This is a genomic window from Weissella confusa, from assembly GCF_004766315.1.
GTDB lineage: Bacteria > Bacillota > Bacilli > Lactobacillales > Lactobacillaceae > Weissella > Weissella confusa_A.
On the sequence record NZ_PVSN01000013.1, the window covers coordinates 1 to 18850 of the forward strand.

Genomic DNA, 18850 nt, shown 5'->3' on the forward strand with positions numbered 1-18850 from the left:
GGACAATCAACACCTTTCGAGACCGTTTGTTAAAAATCGGGGGACGTGTCACTAAGCACGCCCGCAAGGTGATCTTGACGTTAGATAGCCGCATCCAAGAACAATTCGATGGTCTGTTCTGGCGAGCTTGGGAACGACTAAATGCTTTGTGGCAATAAAACAACGAAGTAGATTTTCAAAAAAATAGCAAAATCTGGCTGGTTTTAGTGTGCCCATTTTTCTCAAAAAACGCTCAATCGAAAAAAACACCCTGAAACCGTGCCAAGGTACTGGCAGTTTCAAGGTGATTTATCGTATTTTACTGATTTAGCTGTGGTTAAAAATTTAGTGCATGAATAATCCGGGATCAAGTCTATCCACGTTCATTTCAAGATTCAAACCACGACGGGATTGGTGATATCCGCGGCATTATTTCACGATTGGATTATATTCGTGATTTGGGGGTCACGATGATTTGGGTCTCACCAGTTTACAAGTCACCGATGGTCGACATGGGGTATGACATCTCTGACTACCAAGATATTGATCCGCAGTTTGGTTCGATGGACGATTTCAAAGAATTATTGGCCGAGGCTAACAAGCGCGATATGAAAATTATCATGGACCTCGTCGTGAATCACACGTCGGATGAACACGAGTGGTTCCAAGCGGCGTTGGCGGACAAGCAGAGTCCGTACCGTGATTACTACATTTTCAAGACGACGACTGATGGGAAAGTGCCAAACAATTGGCGTAGTCTGTTTGGTGGGTCAACGTGGACGGAAGTACCTGGCGAACCTGGCACGTACTACTTCCACAGTTTTGCACCGGAGCAACCTGACTTGAATTGGGAAAATCCAGCTATGCGTCGTGACATTTACGACATGATTAATTGGTGGCTGGAGATTGGCGTTGCTGGTTTCCGTATCGATGCCATTACCCACTTGAAGAAGGATTTGGATTGGGCAAGTTTGCCAAGCGATGGTCCAGACGGGTTGGTATCGGTGCTTAAGAAGGGGCAAAACCGACCAGGTATCGATGACTTTTTGAGTGAGCTGAAGGCCGAAACCTTTGCGAAGCATGATGCAGTCACAATTGGTGAGGCGTATGGTGTACCGGATGAAGATTTGAACAAGTACATCGGGCCAGATGGCTACTTCTCAATGATTTTTGATTTCTCATATATGAACATTGAAGTTGAAAACACGGATGAGTGGTATCGTGGTCGATCAGAGTGGACGACTAGTGACTTGCGTGAGCACATGTTTAATTCACAAAAGCAGGTGCATGACATTGAAGGATACTTGGGCAATGTATTGGAAAACCACGATCAACCACGTGTCTTGTCAAAGTTGATTTCGAACGCAGCTTATCGCACGGAAACGGCAGCAAAGACGCTGGTGACAATGTACTACTTTTTGCCAGGGGTGCCCGTGATTTATCAAGGGCAAGAACTCGGGATGAAGAATTTTAATCGTGAGAGTATTGATGACTTTAACGATGTGTCATCAATTAACAATTACGAGATGGCATTGCAAGGTGGCTTGACTGAAGCTGAGGCCCTAGACGTGATTAACAAGAAGTCGCGTGATAATGGCCGTGTACCGATGCAATGGACTCCGGATGAGTTTGGTGGTTTTTCTGACCAAGTGCCTTGGTTGGCGATGGGGGATGACCGAGATGGTGTTGATGCCCAAACAGAATTAGCCAATCCGGAGTCAGTGCTCCATTATTACCAAGCGTTGGGGCAACTGCGTCAAAATCCACTTTGGCGTGACTTGATTGTGTCAGGTGAGTTCTATCCATTGTCGGGGATGCCAGCCGACGTGATTGCGTACCAACGTCGTTTGGGCGGTCGCTTATTGACGGTTGTCATCAACTTGAGTGAGAAGCCAAATCGTGTATCGCTCACGCAACCGGGCGAAGTGCTTTGCCAAGCAGGTGAGGTGACGCAACGTGGTCATCGTTTCCAGCTGCAACCCTATACGGCGATCGTACTTGGTGTTAAGTAAAGAGTTTCCAAAAGGCGTCCATGTTCGGACGCCTTTTCTTGTATACTGGTAATACGACAGATAGATATTGAGGGGTTATGATTATGAATCGTTTCGTGTTACTAATTATTGAATTATTGCCAATTATGTTGGCGTCACAATTGGCCTTTACTGAGTTTGGTCAAACTGTGGGGGTGTTGATTGGGTTGGTTGTCTTTGCGGTGGTGTGGATTACGTTGGTCCAAGCGGTAGCGCCATATTTCAAAAAGGCTAAGAAGTAGGCAGTCTGATGGTAGATATTCAACTGACAAGTGAATTTTCGACTCCAGCTGACGATCTTTTACGCCAACATTTATTGATTACAGGGGCGACTGGTAGCGGTAAATCAACGAGTGCTGTGACGATTTTGCACGGCCTGTTAGCCACGAATCAATCAGCGATTATCATTGATCCGACTGGTGAGTATACAACGCTACCAAACGCCGTTGTTGCGAAGCTAGGTCGTAATGCGTTTATTGATTATGAGCGTTTGACAGGTGCTGAGTTAGCTGGTTTTTTCGGTGCGACTGGGTCTGAAGAAATCGAAAAAGTGGCGGATGCTTGGCAAAGTTTGAAATTGCAGATGAACGTTGTGAAGCAGCCAGGCATCTATGGCAAAGTGGGCCGTGAGTGGGCTGTGCATGAGCAATTGCTCGGCAAACTTTACCACTATCCACAACCGGCTGACATGACGCTCTTGCCCGCACAGTTACAACAAGAATTTGCGGTGCCGGTTGATGACTTTGACCTAATTGGCCAAGAAATTGACCACGAAGCATTTCGTAAGTTGCTACCGATTGTGCGACGCATGACGCGCTTAGTAGCGGATTCACGTTTCCAAAAACTGATGAATTTGCCACAACGGGACCGCGACGCTTCGGTAGCGATGCGAACTGATGTCATGTACTTAATGCAGTTATTCAGTACGCAACGTAGTTCACATAAGTTTTTGGTGATTGATGTTTCCGACTACGCTGATGATTTAGGTTTGGGTAAGGTTATTGTGTCATTATTGATGACAGCGCTTTTGCGTCTAAATCAAACGTTACCCAACACGTTGCCGGTAACGGTGTTGATTGACGAAGCGCATCGTTATTTGAGTGAGGCGGATTTGGCGAGCGATGGTATTTTCCGCGTTGCACGTGAGGGACGTAAGGCCGGCCTTTATTTGATGCTGACGACGCAAAGTCCTCTGGATTTGCCGGCACAATTATTAGGTCAGTTTGGTAATTATTTGATTCATCGATTGAATACGATGAGTGATGTGGCGAATTTGCCAAGCCTAGTTCCGATTGCAAAGCGGATTGCCGAGCAAGGCGTAGGTGAAGCTATTTTGAGCGGGATTAATTATGTGCCAGCGCATGAATTGCATGTCATGATGATTCCTGAGATGCAACACCGCACCGCCTCACCAAGGTTTTTCTAGAGAGGACTATGTAGATGTGGCATAAGAGATTTGCAACGGGTGTTAGCTTGGTTGCAGCGGTGATATTTGTTGTCTTCACAGTGGGTGTGATGCAACATGCAGGCTGGGTGACAGCATATGATAACAGTGGGGTGGCATTGATTCGTCATTTTAGCGCAGCAAAGACGGCGTTCTTTAAGGCAGTTACGTTCTTCGCTGAACCGGCGACTGGCGTTGTGTTGACAGCAATTGCGGTGATTATTGCCGCGGTACGTCGTCGTTGGCGCATTGCAGCGTACATCGCAACGAGTGTCATTGGATCAACGATCTTAATGAAAATTATCAAGACAATCGTGCAACGCCCGCGCCCAACGGTTGACCGCATTATTCCTGAAAGTGGTTTTTCATTTCCATCAGGACATTCGGTTAATGCAGTCGCGTTTTATGGCGCGTTGCTAGTATTGGGCTTTTTCTACTTGCGTCGTCGCTGGCTAAAAGCAATCGTGATGCTAGTATTGGCAGCTGAGATTGTCTTGCTACCAATTAGTCGCGTTTATCTTGGCGTACACTACCCAAGTGACGTGACGGCTGAATTGTTGCTTGGCTTAGTGGTGATGTTGACCGCTACGACGTTTGTGTTGCAACCGAAAAAATTGAAGTAAACAGAAAACTCGCTCCTGAACGTATGTTGTTCAGAAGCGAGTTTTTAAATGCTATTTTTTTGGTGGTGCTGGAATGAACGTGTCCAAGGCTGACCAGAAGGAAACCAAAGAGAACACAATCAAGAAGTGCCACAACACGGTTTGAAGCGCGTTGCCGTAAGTGTTTGTGTACGTGTTGATTGGACGCTGTACGACAATCAAGGCAATCAATTCTTCGACCCCGATAATGAGGGCGGTCAACGCAATGGCCGCCGCGAGCACGGCACCAGTAAGCAAGATGAATGATGCGATGTGTTGGGCAATCCACTTAATTGACCAAGACTTTGCAACCGTATGATTCATGTTTGTTTCCCTCCATTTGAACTCAATACTACCATTATACGTGAATTCGGACAGATTTGAAAAGGAACCTTGTACCAAGTGGGCAAATATGACAAACTAAACGTATTGTATTGATGGGAGTATAGATATGACAAAAGACACACAAGCAGTCGACTCAAAGATTATTTGGGCGATTGTTGGAACGGGGATTCTGGCGTTTACGGGTATTTTGACTGAAACGTCAATGAACGTCACGTTCCCAGATTTGATGAAACAATTTGATATCTCGCTGAGCGTTGTGCAATGGCTGACTACAGCTTACCTGCTCATGGTGTCATTGATTATGACAACGTCAGCATTTTTGAAGGCGAAATTTAATCCCCGCATGATCTTTATGATTGCAATTATTGCGTTTTTGATTGGGGATGTCGTGGCAATCTTGTCGCACTCATTTGCCTTGTTGCTAGTCGGACGTATCATCTAGGGAATTGGTACTGGTGTGATTACGCCGTTGGTGTTCAACATTATTTTGGAAAACGTGCCGATGTCGCAAATTGGCAAGTACATGGGATTTGGGACGATGATTCTGTCTTTGGCACCAGCGTTCGGACCAATCTTTGGAGGGGTGGTAGCCTACTATCTTGGCTGGCGCGAAATTTTCTTGTTGGTCTTGCCGGTCGCGTTCTTGTCACTGGTGATTACGTATAAGACCATTCCAACGGCACATACGCGTAATGACGCGTTTAAGTTCGATTATTTGAGCTTTGCCTTGCTGGCGGTGGCTTTCACAAGTTTCTTGTGGGCCTTGAGCCAACTAGAGCATGGTTCAGTCAACGCTATCATGTTTGGATTGTTTGTTGTGGCGGTGGCAGCCTTTGTTGGGTTCCTGTACCGCTCAAAGCGTAGTAGCAAGCAATTCTTGAACCTTGGTATTTTTAAGGTGAAGGCCTTGCGCTTTGCAATGTTGGGATACGTGACGTACATGTTTACCAATTTGATGGTTAACTTTGCAGTGCCAACGTTTGTGCAATTGACGCTTGGCGCAAGTACGATGATTGCCGGTTTCGCTTTGATGCCAGGTTCGTTGGCTGGCGCGTTGTTGAATCCAATCTACGGTCGTCTTTACGACACCCGTGGGGCAAAGATGCCATTGTTGCTTGGAAACTTTTTGTTTGTTGTCGTCATGGCAGTTTGGTCAGCAATGACATTGAACGCAACCGTGATTTCAATGACGATTTTCTACTTGTTGATGACGTTGGGACGTAACTTGGCCTTTGGAACATCAATGACGGCCGGGTTAGCACAATTGTCATTGCCAGAACGTGCCGATGGAAATGCCATCTTTAACACGGCCCAACAATTCGCAGGGGCAATCGGAACGACGATTGCATCATTGTTGATGCGTGTGAATCCAGCTGATCATGCCAGTGTGGCGCACCAAACCGCAGTTGGTGCCCGCAATGTCTTCTTGTTCATGCTGGTGTTGGGAGTGTTGAACTTTGTTTGGTTCAAAATCTTCCTACGTAATGACAAGCCATATACAGAATAATTACTTATTTAAATTTAATAGATATTGAAAGGTGTTAGGTTATAACTAACACCTTTTTGACTTTCAATGTATAATGAAACTAACTAAAACTACATGAAGGAGGCCGCAAATATATGGCCAACGACTGGATTAACATTCACGGTGCCCGCGCTCACAATTTGAAAAATGTGGACGTGGCAATTCCCCGTGATAAATTTGTGGTAATGACCGGTTTGTCGGGATCAGGAAAAAGTTCGCTGGCTTTTGACACGTTGTATGCCGAAGGTCAACGTCGTTATGTTGAAAGTTTGTCTGCCTATGCCCGTCAATTTTTGGGACAAATGGATAAGCCTGATGTTGATGCGATTGAAGGGTTGAGTCCTGCAATTTCAATTGACCAAAAGACGACATCAAAGAACCCACGTTCAACGGTTGGTACGGTTACGGAAATTAACGATTACTACCGTTTGCTATTCGCGCGTGTGGGTCAACCAGATCCGGCTGAAGACGGCACGATTGTTAAGACATCAATTGATCAAATGTTGAACTATTTGACGGATGCCCTCGATGAAGGCACGCGTATGCAAGTCTTGTCACCAATTGTGCGTCACAAGCGCGGTTCACATGCGTCAGCTTTTGAGCGTATTCAAAAAGAAGGTTTCGTGCGTGTTGTCGTCGATGGTGACATGCATGAAGTGACTGATGAATTCGAATTGGATAAGAACAAGTACCACGATATCTCAATTGTGGTTGATCGTATTATTTTGCGTGACGGTTCACGTGCTCGTTTGTTCGAATCATTTGAATCAGCAATGCGCATGGCCGATGGCGTGGTGACTGTGGATGTCATTGGTGGTGAGCCAATTACATTTTCTGATCACTATACGGGTGCCCTTAAGGACTTCGCCGTTGGTAAGTTGGAGCCACAACTTTTCTCATTCAACGCACCAATGGGAGCGTGTGAAATCTGTGGTGGATTGGGGATGACGCTTGAGGTCGACGTTGACCGTGTTATCCCAGATAAGTCAAAGACATTGGCTGATGGTGCGATTGTTGCCTGGAACCCAATTTCTTCTTCATACTACCCAGAGATGTTGCGTCAATTTGCTGAGCAATTTGGTATTCCAATGGATGTGCCATTTGAAGAATTGACGGCTGATCAACAAGATATGGTGTTGTACGGTTCACGTTTGAAGCCATTCCACTTCCACTATGAAAATGATTTTGGTGGGGTGCGTGATGTTGATTTGCCATTCGAAGGTGTCATGAACAACATTGACCGCCGTTACCGTGAGTCAAACTCTGACTTTACGCGTGAGCAAATGCGCGGTTATATGGACGAATTGACTTGCTCTGCTTGTGACGGTTACCGTTTGAACCCGGCTGCATTGTCAGTTAAGGTTGGCAACAAGCACATCGGTCAAATTTCAGAAATGCCCGTCGACCAAGAATTGGATTTCTTTAAGGACGTTAAGTTCGGTGAGCAAGATTCACAAATCGCTGAGCCAATCGTTAAGGAAATTACGGACCGTTTGAGCTTCTTGAAGAATGTTGGGTTGGATTACCTAACGTTGTCTCGTTCTGCCCGTACGCTTTCTGGTGGTGAGGCGCAACGTATTCGTTTGGCAACGCAAATCGGTTCAAACCTATCAGGGGTGATGTACGTCTTGGACGAGCCATCAATCGGGTTGCACCAACGTGATAATGATCGTTTGATCAATTCATTGAAGCAAATGCGTGATTTGGGTAATACGTTGATTGTTGTTGAACACGACGAAGATACCATGAAGGCAGCCGACTATATCATCGACGTTGGTCCCGGCGCTGGTGATCACGGTGGTGAGATTATGGCCACTGGAACGCCTGAAGAAATCGAAGCCAATGAGAATTCATTGACGGGACAATACCTATCAGGAAAGAAGTTTATTCCAGTTCCCGAAACACGCCGTGAAGGTAATGGTCAAAAGATTACCATCACTGGCGCAGCTGAAAACAACTTGAAGAACGTCAAGGTCGACTTCCCATTGGGTAAGTTTGTGGCCGTGACGGGTGTGTCTGGATCGGGGAAGTCAACGCTGGTTAATTCAATTTTGAAGCGTGCGTTGAAGATGGAATTGAACAACAATTCTGAAAAGCCTGGTAAGTACAAGAAGATGACTGGCTTTGAGAACGTCGACAAGATTGTTGACATCGACCAAAGTCCAATCGGTCGTACGCCACGTTCTAACCCAGCAACATATACGGGTGTTTTCGACGACATTCGCACATTGTTCGCACAAACGAATGAAGCCAAGTTGCGTGGTTATAACAAGGGACGTTTCTCATTTAACACCAAGGGTGGGCGTTGTGAGGCATGTAAGGGTGACGGTGTCATCAAGATTGAAATGAACTTCTTGCCTGACGTTTACGTGACGTGTGAAGTTTGTGGCGGAACGCGATACAACTCAGAAACATTGGAAGTTACTTACCGCGGTTTGACGATTGCGGACGTCTTGAACTTGACGGCTGAGCAAGCGGTTGAATTCTTTGCGCCAATCCCAAAGATTCGTCGCAAGTTGCAAACGATTGTTGATGTTGGCCTTGGTTATGTAACGCTTGGTCAATCAGCAACGACTTTGTCTGGTGGTGAAGCGCAACGTATGAAGTTGGCCTCAGAATTGCAACGTAAGTCAACTGGTAAGACGTTCTACATTTTGGACGAGCCAACGACTGGTTTGCACGTGGACGACATTTCACGTTTGCTAGAAGTGTTGCAACGACTTGTTGACGGTGGAAACACAGTCTTGGTTATTGAACACAATTTGGATGTTATTAAGACAGCCGACTGGTTGATCGACATGGGGCCAGAAGGCGGAGAAGGCGGTGGAACGGTGCTTGCGACTGGTACACCAGAAGATATCGCAGCAGTACCAGAGTCATACACTGGTCAATATCTTGGCCCGATTATGGAACGAGATCGTGCCCGTGCAGCAGCGGTACAATAAAACTGCCCTTTTTGGTTGCCGATATGTTGGGAACCGTGTATACTTTCTTTTTGTAAGTTCTATTTATTCGAATATATAAAACAAAAAGTGAGGTAAACATCATGGCTGAAAAGTTGGATGTGGCATCAGCTCGTCGTAAGATGAAGAGCCCAAACATTAAGACTCGCAAGCGTGCTTTGAAGGCATTGCACGATGCACGCAAGGCAGCAAGCAGCAAGAAGTAATCAAAGAAACCAGTTCACCACGGTGGACTGGTTTTTTTGTGCCGTTGTTTGCGAAATGATTAACCACATAGCCGGGCGTGTCCAATAAATGGTATAATGTTAGCACGATAAAAACGGAGGACGGAAACCATGGCTAAGAAAGAATTGGTTATTGTCACAGGAATGAGTGGTTCAGGTAAAACTGTTGCGATTCAAGCCTTTGAAGACTTGGGCTACTTTACTGTGCAAAACCTACCACCTGCAATGTTGCCAAAGTTCTGGCAGATGATTTCTGATGAAGATAACATCCAACGTGCAGCAGTGATGATTGACTTGCGATCACAAAGTTTCTTTGATGATTTGGATGACGAAATTAAGAAGATGGCAGCCGACAACAATGATTACTACGACTTGAAAATCGTCTACATTGATGCGACTGATGATGAGCTAGTGGCTCGTTATAAAGAAACGCGTCGTTCACACCCGCTGTCAGGTGACAAGGGAACGTTGTACGGTATTCAAACTGAACGCCACCGCTTGACTGAAATTCATGACATGGCGAGTGAAGTGATTCATACGGATGACTTTGCGCCACGTCAATTGCGTAACTACATCTTGGAGCACTTTGGCTCAGATGAAGATCGTGAAGGAACGTTTGCGGTGCAAGTGATGAGCTTTGGTTTTAAGTATGGTATTCCGGTTGATGCGGATTTGCTAATTGACGTGCGCTTTTTGAAGAATCCTTACTATATTACGTCGTTACGTGAGAAGACTGGCTTGGACAAAGAAGTCTGGGATTACGTTTGGGCAAGTGAAGATGCGGAAGAATTCTACCAACGCGAGAGCAGCTTGATTAAGTGGTTGCTCCCTAAGTACAAGGCAGAAGGTAAGAGCACGTTGACGATTGCGTTTGGTTGCACGGGTGGTCAACACCGCTCAGTTGCCTTTGCACACCGTCTGAGCCAAGACTTGGCTAATGACTGGAAGGTTAACGAATATCACCGTGATATCAACCGTCGCAAGGAAAGTAGTAATCGCTCATGACAGAAGAATTTACGGTTAAGACAACACCGAAGATTGTTGTTATCGGTGGCGGATCAGGTCAACCTGTTATTTTACGTGGGTTGAAGAAGTTCGATGCCGATTTGACAGCAGTTATTACGGTGGCCGATGACGGTGGTTCATCTGGTACACTACGCGATTATTTGAACATCGTACCACCTGGAGATATTCGCAATGTCATGGCAACGCTATCAACTTTGCCACAAGATATTATTGATATTTTCCAATATCGTTTCCACGAAAATGATGAAATGCTAGCCAACCATGCGCTAGGTAATTTGGTTATCGCTGCCATGGCTGAGAAGGAGCATGATATCTTTGCGGGCGTACAGATGTTGGCCAAATTCATGGGAATCCAAGGACATGTGTACCCGGTGGCGAATGAACCATTGATTTTGCACGCCAAGTTTAAAGACGGCACGGAACTATCAGGTGAAGCAGAAATTACGGCTGCGCATAAGCAAATTGACCATATTTGGGTAACGCCACAAGCCGACTCTGTGAATGAGGTTGCGCAAGCACCGAGTGAGGTCATTAACGCTATTTTGAATGCCGACGTGATTGTGCTTGGTCCGGGAAGCTTGTTTACAAGCATCTTGCCTAACCTGGTCGTTCCAAATGTCGCTGAAGCGTTGAAGGCAACGCATGCCAAGGTAGTCTACATTGCGAACATCATGACGCAAAAGGGTGAGACTGATGATTTCTCAGACGCTAACCATTTGCGTGCTTTGAATAAGCATGTTGGCGATAATGTGGTTGATGCCGTCATTATGAATACTGGTGTTGTGCCAGATGACTATATTGATTGGAAAAAGTGGAATGAGGTGTCGCATCAAGTGGCCTTTGATCCAGAAGAAGTGCGTCGTGAAGGTGCAATCCCTGTTTTGGGTGACCTACTTGAATTGCGTGACGATGGTGCCTTTCACGATGGTGACATTGTCGCCCAATTGATTATGCAAATTGCTGACGCGAAGGAATTGTAGAAAGGAGGAGGCTTATGTCATTTGCGAGTGATGTCAAAAAAGAATTGACGATGCTGGAGATTAATAATCCGGACAATGCAAAGGCAGAGTTGTCCGCCTTGTTGCGCATGAATGGATCGTTGGGTCTATCAAACATGCGATTTACGTTGAATGTGCAAACCGAAAATGCGGCGACTGCTCGTCGTATTTTGGGGTTGTTACAACAATTTTATCAATTGCCATCTGAAATTTCGGTGCGTCGTCAAATGAAATTGAAGAAGAATAATTTGTACGTCGTACGAATTGTGCAAGGCGTGAATGAGTTGCTCGATGATTTGCATATCTTTGAAGATTTCGAATTATTGCCAACGGTGCCTGACGAATGGTTGGCTGATGAAGGCAAGGCACGTTCTTATTTGCGTGGTGCCTTCTTGGCAGCTGGTTCCGTTAACAATCCAGAGACGAGTCGTTACCATTTAGAGATTTACTCTCTATATGAAGAACAAGCCCACCAATTGGAAGAGCTGATGAACCGTTTTGATTTGAATGCCAAGGTGGTTGAACGTCGCTCAGGGTATATTGTTTATCTGAAGGAAGCCGAAAAAATCGGTGACATGCTGATGGTCATTGGGGCAACGAATGCCATGCTTAAGATGGAAGATGTACGAATTATCCGTGATATGCGTAATTCAGTTAACCGTTTGGTGAATGCTGAAAACGCAAACTTGGATAAGACGGTCAATGCGAGTCAAAAGCAAATCGACGATATCGAATTCTTGGATAACGAAATTGGTTTGGCACGTTTGCCTGAAAAGTTACGTGAGATTGCGGAAGTGCGTTTGGCACACCGCGAGGAACCCTTGTCAGAACTTGGTAAGTACGTGCCATCAGGTGAAATCTCAAAGTCTGGGGTTAATCACCGTTTGCGTAAGCTGACGAAAATGGCTGATGATTTGCGAACGACAGGTGCGCTTCCTAAAAGAATTTCATAGGATGGCTCATATCGTTTGACCATGTTTGACGAACTGTCTACAATAGGGGTATGTTCTGATTCTGAACATCAGGAGGAAAATAAATAATGTTACCAATTCCATACGTTATCGAACAATCATCACGCGGGGAGCGTACATACGACATCTTCTCACGTTTGTTGATTGATCGTATTATCATGGTCAGTGGACCAATTGAATCACAAATGGCAACGGCAATTATTGCCCAATTGCTATTCTTGGATGCGCAAGATCCAGATAAGGATATTTACATGTACATTAACTCTCCTGGTGGAGAAGTTAATGCCGGTATGGCCATCTATGACACAATGAACTTTATCAAGGCTGATGTTCAAACGATTGTTATTGGTTTGGCAGCATCAATGGCGTCTGTTTTGGCATCTTCAGGTGCTAAGGGCAAGCGTTTCATGTTGCCTAACTCACAATTCATGATTCACCAACCATCAGGTGGTGCACAAGGACAACAAACTGAAATTGCTATCGCAGCAGAAGAGATTTTGAAGACTCGTAAGAAGTTGAACGAAATTTTGGCAAGCAATACAGGAAAGCCTTACGAGCAATTGGAGCGTGATACGGAACGTGATCACTGGCTAGATGCTGATGAGTCACTTGAGTACGGATTGGTCGATAAGATCATGACGAGCGCCAACGAGCAAAAGTAATACCAAGTCTTTTAGAGAAAAGGTGTCTCCCGTTTTGTGGAGATGCCTTTTTTGTTTTTCTGCAAAATATTTGCGCCTTTGTGAATAAAAGTTCATGGGTTTTTGGGAAAAGTTTGTGCGTCAATTTCCTTAACAAAGAGTAGTGGTATACCGGTACACAAAAAGTGTGGAGTACCGAATGCGGGATAATCGTTTTGCCTTAGTCCACAAAACATGTTGACTTCTTCACAAGTTACCTTATAATAAATAAGTGTTAAGAAACGCTTTGGAGGAAAAAAGCATGAAGATTTTTGCTTACGGTATTCGCGAAGACGAAAAGCCATCATTGAACGAGTGGATTGCAGCTCACCCAGAAGTTGAAGTGGGCTACACTGATAAGTTGTTGGACCCTGAGACAGCAAAGTTGGCAGAGGGAGCCGACGCTGTTAACGTTTACCAACAATTGGATTACACACGCGAGACTTTGACTGCCTTGCACGAGTTGGGCATCAACAAGATGTCATTGCGTAACGTTGGAACTGACAACATCGATTTCGATGCTGCACGCGAGTTTGACTTCTCAATCTCAAACGTGCCAGTTTACTCACCAAACGCTATTGCTGAGCACTCAATGATTCAAATGTCACGTTTGTTGCGTCGCGCAAAGGCTTTGGATGCAAAGATTGCTAAGCACGATTTGCGTTGGGCACCAACAATCGGACGTGAAGTTCGTATGCAAACGGTTGGTGTTATCGGAACTGGTCACATCGGACGTGTTGCTATCAACATCTTGAAGGGCTTTGGTGCAAAGGTTATTGCTTACGATCTATACCGTAACGCAGAATTGGAAGCAGAAGGCATCTACGTTGATACTTTGGACGAGTTGTACGCACAAGCAGACGTTATCTCATTGTACGTGCCAGGTGTTCCTGCTAACCACCACATGATCAACGCTGATTCAATCGCAAAGATGAAGGACGGAGTTGTCTTGGTTAACGTTTCACGCGGTAACTTGATGGACATCGACGCTGTTATCGATGGTTTGAACTCAGGTAAGATTTCAGACTTCGCAATGGACGTTTACGAAGAAGAAGTTGGTTTGTTCAACGTTGACTGGTCAGACAAGGAATTCCCTGACGCAAAGATTGCAGATTTGATTGCTCGTGAGAACGTATTGGTTACACCACACACGGCATTCTACACGACTAAGGCTGTTCTAGAGATGGTTCACCAATCAATGGACGCTTCATTGGCATTCATTAACGGTGAGACACCTGCTATTGCAGTTGAATACTAATCGTGATAACTTACTTTAAGTAAGAAATTATTTTATTGTTTATCCTCCTTCAAATAACTAATTTGACGTTGTGAGATTCGTCGATTGGGAACTATTTGGTGCGAGAGACGTTTGGTTTGAAAGGTATAATTTAATATTATGACGAGCGAATTTTTTGACGGCTCATACGAGCTAAAGTTAAAGGATTTCTTCTTCAAGGTACTTTCAGGTTCAGCCCAAGGTATCTTGATTGGTGTTTTGCCATCAGCCGTTATGAAGTACATCTTGAAGATGTTCGGAACGGCACAATGGGCGCTTGATTTGTCAGCTATTTTGACGCTGTTCTCATCATTCATTCCATTGTTGATTGGTGTTGCGATTGCTATGCAATTCCGCATGAAGGCGCTTGATGTTGGTGTTATGGCCATCGCGGTTGGTGCTGCTTCAGGATCAATTAAGTGGGCCGTTGCACCAAAGGGCTTCGTTAACCCAATTACGGGTGCCCCACAAGTTGGTAATGTCTACATTGCCGCTGGTGCCGGTGACGTTATCAACGCCATTATCGTTGCTGCAGTTGCAGTATTGGTAATCTGGTTGGTATCACGTTACCTAGCCGGATTTGGTTCAGTTGCTATCATCTTGAGCCCAATCGTAATCGGTGGTGGTGTTGCTTTGTTCGGTCGCGCTATCGCACCTTACGTTGCTTACATCACGACTTGGGTTGGTGACGGTGTTCGTTTGGCTACTGACTTGCAACCATTGCCAATGTCAATTGCCATCGCTATGGCCTTCTCATTCATCATCATCACGCCAATCTCAACGGTTGGTATTGCCTTGGCAATTACGTTGTCAGGTTTGGGTGCTGGTGCTGCCGGAGCCGGTGTTGTTGCAACGACTGTTATCTTGTTGATCAACTCATGGAAGGTTAACAAGAAGGGAACGACGGTTGCTATCTTCTTGGGTGCTATGAAGGGTATGATGCCTTCAGTATTTAAGAAGCCAGTTATGATTTTGGCCTTCTTGGTTGCCGCAGCAATTACGGCTATCCCAGTTGCTTTGTTCAACGTTCAAGGAACGCCAACTTCAGCCGGATTCGGATGGATTGGAATGGTTTCACCATTGCAATCAATGTATACGTTTGATGCTGCTGAAGCTGAAATCGTTAAGCACACGATTAACTTTGTTCAATTCTTGATTGTTTGGTTCATCGTGCCAGCAATTGCTGGTTTCGTAGTCGACTTCTTGTTTACTAAGATCTTGAAGTTGTACTCACCATCAGACTTTGAGCAAGAAATGTAATTAAAACAATTAATGCCACGCATCTCGATTTGAGATGCGTGGCATTTTTTTGCATATTTCACCCACATTCTGATAATGCTTCTGGCGTGAGTTCATCAAATGATGAGACTAAAATGGAAGTAGATAATTGGAAGGGGTGATAGGTGACATGGAGAAGTATGATTCATTGGCGACAGCGATTATTCGCAATGTAGGTGGTGCAGGCAACGTCGATAAGGTGATTCACTGTGTCACGCGCCTGCGCTTCTATTTAAAGGACCCTAGTTTGGCGAATACGGGCGCTTTGATGAAACTCGATAAAGTGGCGGGAGCCGTCTATAACGAGCCACTACGGCAATATCAGGTTGTTATAGGGCCACGAGTAGCTGATGTGTATGATGTGGTGGTTGATCAGCTCGGTAATGGGGTGACAGACCCAGAAGAAACCCATGAGGCAACGCTGCTCGGCGTAGAGCCAGAGGAGCCACATCGCTCGCTATTGCAACGATTACTTGGAAAATGAAACAAAAAAAACCTCTAGGACGAATCCTAGAGGTCTTTTTGTCGCTAATTACTTAGGTGAAACAACTTGCTTACCCTTGTATGAACCATCAGCGGCCACGTGGTGGTTACGTACGTAAACACCGTTTTCGTTCATGTGGATAGCAGGCGTCTTAAGTCCGCCTTGACCACCGCGACGTGAGCGCTTTGCGTTCTTTGAAGTCTTACGTGCAGGAACTGCCATAGATATATCCTCCCTTACACCGCCGTGTAGAAAGTAGGCAGTGTTTATTAATAATCGATTATTTTTTCAACTGTTCTAAATTACATTATTTTTTGGAAGTTGTCAAGGGGTCATACCCGAAACACGGAAAGTTCACGTTTTGTTCAAACCGCGTCATTTCAGGCTTTGGCGGTTTACAAAAGATACTTTTAGTAAGATAATGAGTCGTACCAAAAAACAAGGAGGCATATTTACTGATGAGCGAAAATTCAGTAAAGGATCCGGCAGACGTAAACGCACAAGCATCTGGTGGTCCAAGTTTGGCGGAAATCAACAGCACAGTGGAAGTTCCACAAGGCAGCGGATTTTTGCGTAAGTTGATGGCCTGGAGTGGGCCGGGAGCGTTGGTTGCTGTGGGTTACATGGACCCAGGTAATTGGATTACATCAATCGTTGGTGGTGCGCAATATCACTATCTATTGATGTCTGTGATCTTAGTGTCTAGTTTAATTGCGATGTTGTTGCAGTATATGGCGGCTAAACTAGGAATTGTGGCTCAGAAAGACCTGGCCCAAATGACACGTGACTCTACTAATCAGTTCGTTGGATATATTCTATGGATTATGACTGAACTTGCAATCATGGCGACTGAAATGGCCGAAGTTATCGGTGCAGCGATTGCCATCCACTTGCTATTCGGTTTGCCATTGCTATGGGGTGTGATTATTACTGCCCTAGACGTTTTGCTATTATTGCTATTGATGAAGTTAGGGTTCCGTAAGATTGAAGCAATCGTTGTTACGCTGATTGCGGTTATCTTGCTTGTCTTCCTGTACATGGCAGTTTTGGCTAAGCCTGACATGGGTGAAGTTACCGTGAACTTGGTGCCACACAGTGACATCTTGAAGCACGGACAATTGATGTTGGCACTTGGTATCGTTGGTGCCACGGTTATGCCACACAACTTGTACTTGCACTCATCAATCTCACAAACGCGTAAGATTGATCGTTCAACGAACAAGAGCATTAAGGAAGCGATTCGCTTTACGACATGGGATTCAAACATCCAATTGACGGGAGCGTTCGTGGTTAACTCATTGCTATTGATTGTTGGAGCTGCATTGTTCTTCGGTCACGGATCAGATTTGGAAGCGTTTGGTGATTTGTTCAATGCCTTGAACAACAAGGAAATTGTTGGTGCCATTGCGAGTCCAGTCTTGAGTATGTTGTTCGCGGTTGCCTTGTTGGCATCAGGACAAAACTCAACGATTACTGGAACGTTGACTGGTCAAATCATCATGGAAGGTTACACGCACTGGCACTTGCCAATGTGGTTGCAACGTTTGCTAACGCGTGGAATTGCGTTGATTCCGATTGTTATCTTCGCGATTGTGTTCGGAGCAACTGAAGGTGCCTTGGATAAGCTGTTGGTTTACTCACAGGTCTTCTTGTCGGTGGCTTTGCCATTCTCAATGTTCCCATTGATTTACTTTACGTCATCTAAGAAGTACATGGGTGAGTTTGTAAATCCTAAGTGGGCAACGTGGTTGGGATATGTGATTTCGGTTATCTTGACGGGATTGAACATTCAATTGATTTTCAACACGGTCGCACCGCTATTTAAGTAATAGGAGACGAAACTAATGGTAGAAGCAAAGCATTTCAAGCACGTATTAGCAGCTGTTGACGATTCAGAACTTGGTCAATTGGCCTTGGTGAACGCAATTCACCAAGCGCAAGAAGATGGTTCTAAGCTCACGATTTTGTCAGTATTTGAGTCTGATCAAATGAATGTGTTCGATTACTTTTCAAAGGAAAAGAACGCAGCAGCTCGTGAAGATGTTGAACAGGCATTGGAGCGTTACCGCCAAGTGGCAGTTGACGCCGGTGTTCCAAACATTGAGACGCTTTTGTCTGAAGGTGAGCCGGGTGAGGTTATCGTGAAGGATGTGATTCCTTCAATTAACCCCGACATGGTTGTGATTGGATCACACTCACAAAAGGGTGCTGAGAAGTACTTCGGTTCTCAATCAAGCTATGTGGCAAATAACGCCCCAATTACAGTGATGATTGTTCGATAAATAATGATTCAAAAGAGAATTGCTAGTCATAGCAGTTCTCTTTTTTCATACGACGAGTGACTATCCTCTTTTTCGGCTGACAACGCATGTGCTTTACTGTACAATAGTTAGCGTTATAAAAATCTTTGGGATATTTTCGGGAGGCAGTAATGGAGCTTTTAAGCGAGTATATCGACGCGTATTTGTCGACTCTGAAATACTTGGATGAAGTTGTGTCTGAGCCGGCAGCGGATTACGGACTATCATTCGAGCAGTATTTGATTATGCATAGCATTGCGCAACAGGACGGGTTGACGTTGACGGATGTCGTTGAACGACGCCATGTGACCCGTGCAGCGGTGTCACGACAAATTAAGATGTTGCTTAAGAAGGAATTCATCTATCAGGAACCGGATACGGCTGATCGTCGTCGCATGTTGTTACATCTAACGGTGCGCGGTCGAGAGGTTGAAGCCATTGTGACGAAGCGAGTTGAGAATCGCTTTGATGGTTGGGTACAAGCTTTTGGGGAAGAGCAAGCCCACAAGGTATTGGCGTTCATCCGCCAGTTCGACGATAAGGTCGTATCAAAGACCAAGGCTAAAATTAAGGCGCGCAATTTAGACGAGCGTTAAGACAGAAACGACCAGGTTTGAGGGGACCTGGTCGTTTTCTTTTCGGACTTGAAATCGATATAGTGTGTGTTGTATAATATAGGAGTTGAT

The 18850-nt window shown here is 45.2% G+C and carries 17 protein-coding genes and 2 pseudogenes; 17 read left to right on the forward strand and 2 right to left on the reverse strand.

Annotated features, from left to right (window positions below):
- Window positions 1-335 precede the first annotated feature (335 nt).
- The 4 genes from C6P11_RS01950 (at window position 336) to C6P11_RS01960 (ending at window position 4076) form a co-directional block, all read left to right on the forward strand.
- Window positions 336-1991, forward strand: coding sequence for an alpha-glucosidase (locus C6P11_RS01950; RefSeq protein WP_135518172.1), 1656 nt, complete (start codon window positions 336-338; stop codon window positions 1989-1991).
- Window positions 1992-2074: 83 nt separating this feature from the next.
- Window positions 2075-2251: a hypothetical protein gene (locus C6P11_RS10885; protein ID WP_162259263.1), complete on the forward strand. Its 177-nt coding sequence runs from the start codon at window positions 2075-2077 to the stop codon at window positions 2249-2251.
- Between the two features lie 8 nt (window positions 2252-2259).
- Window positions 2260-3435, forward strand: coding sequence for an ATP-binding protein (locus C6P11_RS01955; RefSeq protein WP_135518174.1), 1176 nt, complete (start codon window positions 2260-2262; stop codon window positions 3433-3435).
- 14 nt (window positions 3436-3449) lie between these two features.
- A complete protein-coding gene (locus C6P11_RS01960; RefSeq protein ID WP_135518176.1) occupies window positions 3450-4076 on the forward strand; it encodes a phosphatase PAP2 family protein in 627 nt (208 codons plus the stop codon).
- A 51-nt stretch (window positions 4077-4127) separates the two neighbouring features.
- On the opposite strand, the gene C6P11_RS01965 is transcribed toward C6P11_RS01960, so the two are convergent.
- A complete protein-coding gene (locus C6P11_RS01965; protein WP_135518178.1) occupies window positions 4128-4418 on the reverse strand; it encodes a hypothetical protein in 291 nt (96 codons plus the stop codon).
- Window positions 4419-4545: 127 nt separating this feature from the next.
- On the opposite strand from C6P11_RS01965, the pseudogene C6P11_RS01970 reads away from it, so the two are divergent.
- From C6P11_RS01970 to C6P11_RS02015, 10 genes and pseudogenes are all read left to right on the forward strand, one after another.
- Window positions 4546-5946: pseudogene (locus tag C6P11_RS01970) on the forward strand (MFS transporter).
- A gap of 113 nt (window positions 5947-6059) precedes the next feature.
- Window positions 6060-8909: an excinuclease ABC subunit UvrA gene (gene uvrA, locus C6P11_RS01975; protein WP_135518180.1), complete on the forward strand. Its 2850-nt coding sequence runs from the start codon at window positions 6060-6062 to the stop codon at window positions 8907-8909.
- Between the two features lie 101 nt (window positions 8910-9010).
- A complete protein-coding gene (locus C6P11_RS01980) occupies window positions 9011-9133 on the forward strand; it encodes a putative metal homeostasis protein (protein WP_135518182.1) in 123 nt (40 codons plus the stop codon).
- A 129-nt stretch (window positions 9134-9262) separates the two neighbouring features.
- The gene (rapZ, locus tag C6P11_RS01985) at window positions 9263-10156 is read left to right on the forward strand and encodes an RNase adapter RapZ (RefSeq protein WP_135518184.1); all 894 of its coding nucleotides are present in this window, start codon (window positions 9263-9265) and stop codon (window positions 10154-10156) included.
- Entirely contained in the window at window positions 10153-11157 is a 1005-nt protein-coding gene (locus C6P11_RS01990) for a gluconeogenesis factor YvcK family protein (RefSeq protein WP_135518186.1), read from the forward strand. The genes rapZ and C6P11_RS01990 overlap by 4 nt, the downstream gene beginning before the upstream one ends.
- 14 nt (window positions 11158-11171) lie before the next feature.
- Window positions 11172-12128 carry a DNA-binding protein WhiA gene (whiA, locus tag C6P11_RS01995; RefSeq protein ID WP_135518188.1) on the forward strand — a complete coding sequence of 319 codons (957 nt, stop codon included), beginning with the start codon at window positions 11172-11174 and terminating at the stop codon, window positions 12126-12128.
- Window positions 12129-12214: 86 nt separating this feature from the next.
- Window positions 12215-12808 carry an ATP-dependent Clp protease proteolytic subunit gene (locus tag C6P11_RS02000; protein WP_135518190.1) on the forward strand — a complete coding sequence of 198 codons (594 nt, stop codon included), beginning with the start codon at window positions 12215-12217 and terminating at the stop codon, window positions 12806-12808.
- A gap of 280 nt (window positions 12809-13088) precedes the next feature.
- Window positions 13089-14084 (forward strand): D-2-hydroxyacid dehydrogenase, encoded by a 996-nt coding sequence (locus tag C6P11_RS02005; protein WP_003608711.1) that lies wholly within the window; start codon window positions 13089-13091, stop codon window positions 14082-14084.
- 138 nt (window positions 14085-14222) lie between these two features.
- Window positions 14223-15362 carry a PTS sugar transporter subunit IIC gene (locus C6P11_RS02010; protein ID WP_135518192.1) on the forward strand — a complete coding sequence of 380 codons (1140 nt, stop codon included), beginning with the start codon at window positions 14223-14225 and terminating at the stop codon, window positions 15360-15362.
- Between the two features lie 148 nt (window positions 15363-15510).
- A pseudogene (locus C6P11_RS02015) lies at window positions 15511-15798 on the forward strand (PTS glucose/sucrose transporter subunit IIB); the annotation flags it as partial.
- A gap of 114 nt (window positions 15799-15912) precedes the next feature.
- Here C6P11_RS02015 and rpmF read toward each other — a convergent pair.
- Window positions 15913-16086 carry a 50S ribosomal protein L32 gene (gene rpmF / locus C6P11_RS02020; protein ID WP_003608705.1) on the reverse strand — a complete coding sequence of 58 codons (174 nt, stop codon included), beginning with the start codon at window positions 16084-16086 and terminating at the stop codon, window positions 15913-15915.
- Window positions 16087-16322: 236 nt separating this feature from the next.
- Here rpmF and C6P11_RS02025 point away from each other — a divergent pair, with 236 nt between their 5' ends.
- From C6P11_RS02025 to C6P11_RS02035, 3 genes are all read left to right on the forward strand, one after another.
- Window positions 16323-17693 (forward strand): Nramp family divalent metal transporter, encoded by a 1371-nt coding sequence (locus C6P11_RS02025; protein WP_135518196.1) that lies wholly within the window; start codon window positions 16323-16325, stop codon window positions 17691-17693.
- Window positions 17694-17708: 15 nt separating this feature from the next.
- On the forward strand, window positions 17709-18146 hold the full coding sequence (locus C6P11_RS02030; protein WP_135518198.1) for a universal stress protein: 438 nt from the start codon (window positions 17709-17711) through the stop codon (window positions 18144-18146).
- A gap of 149 nt (window positions 18147-18295) precedes the next feature.
- Complete coding sequence (locus C6P11_RS02035) at window positions 18296-18760, forward strand: MarR family winged helix-turn-helix transcriptional regulator (RefSeq protein ID WP_135518200.1); 465 nt, start codon at window positions 18296-18298, stop codon at window positions 18758-18760.
- Window positions 18761-18850 lie beyond the last annotated feature (90 nt).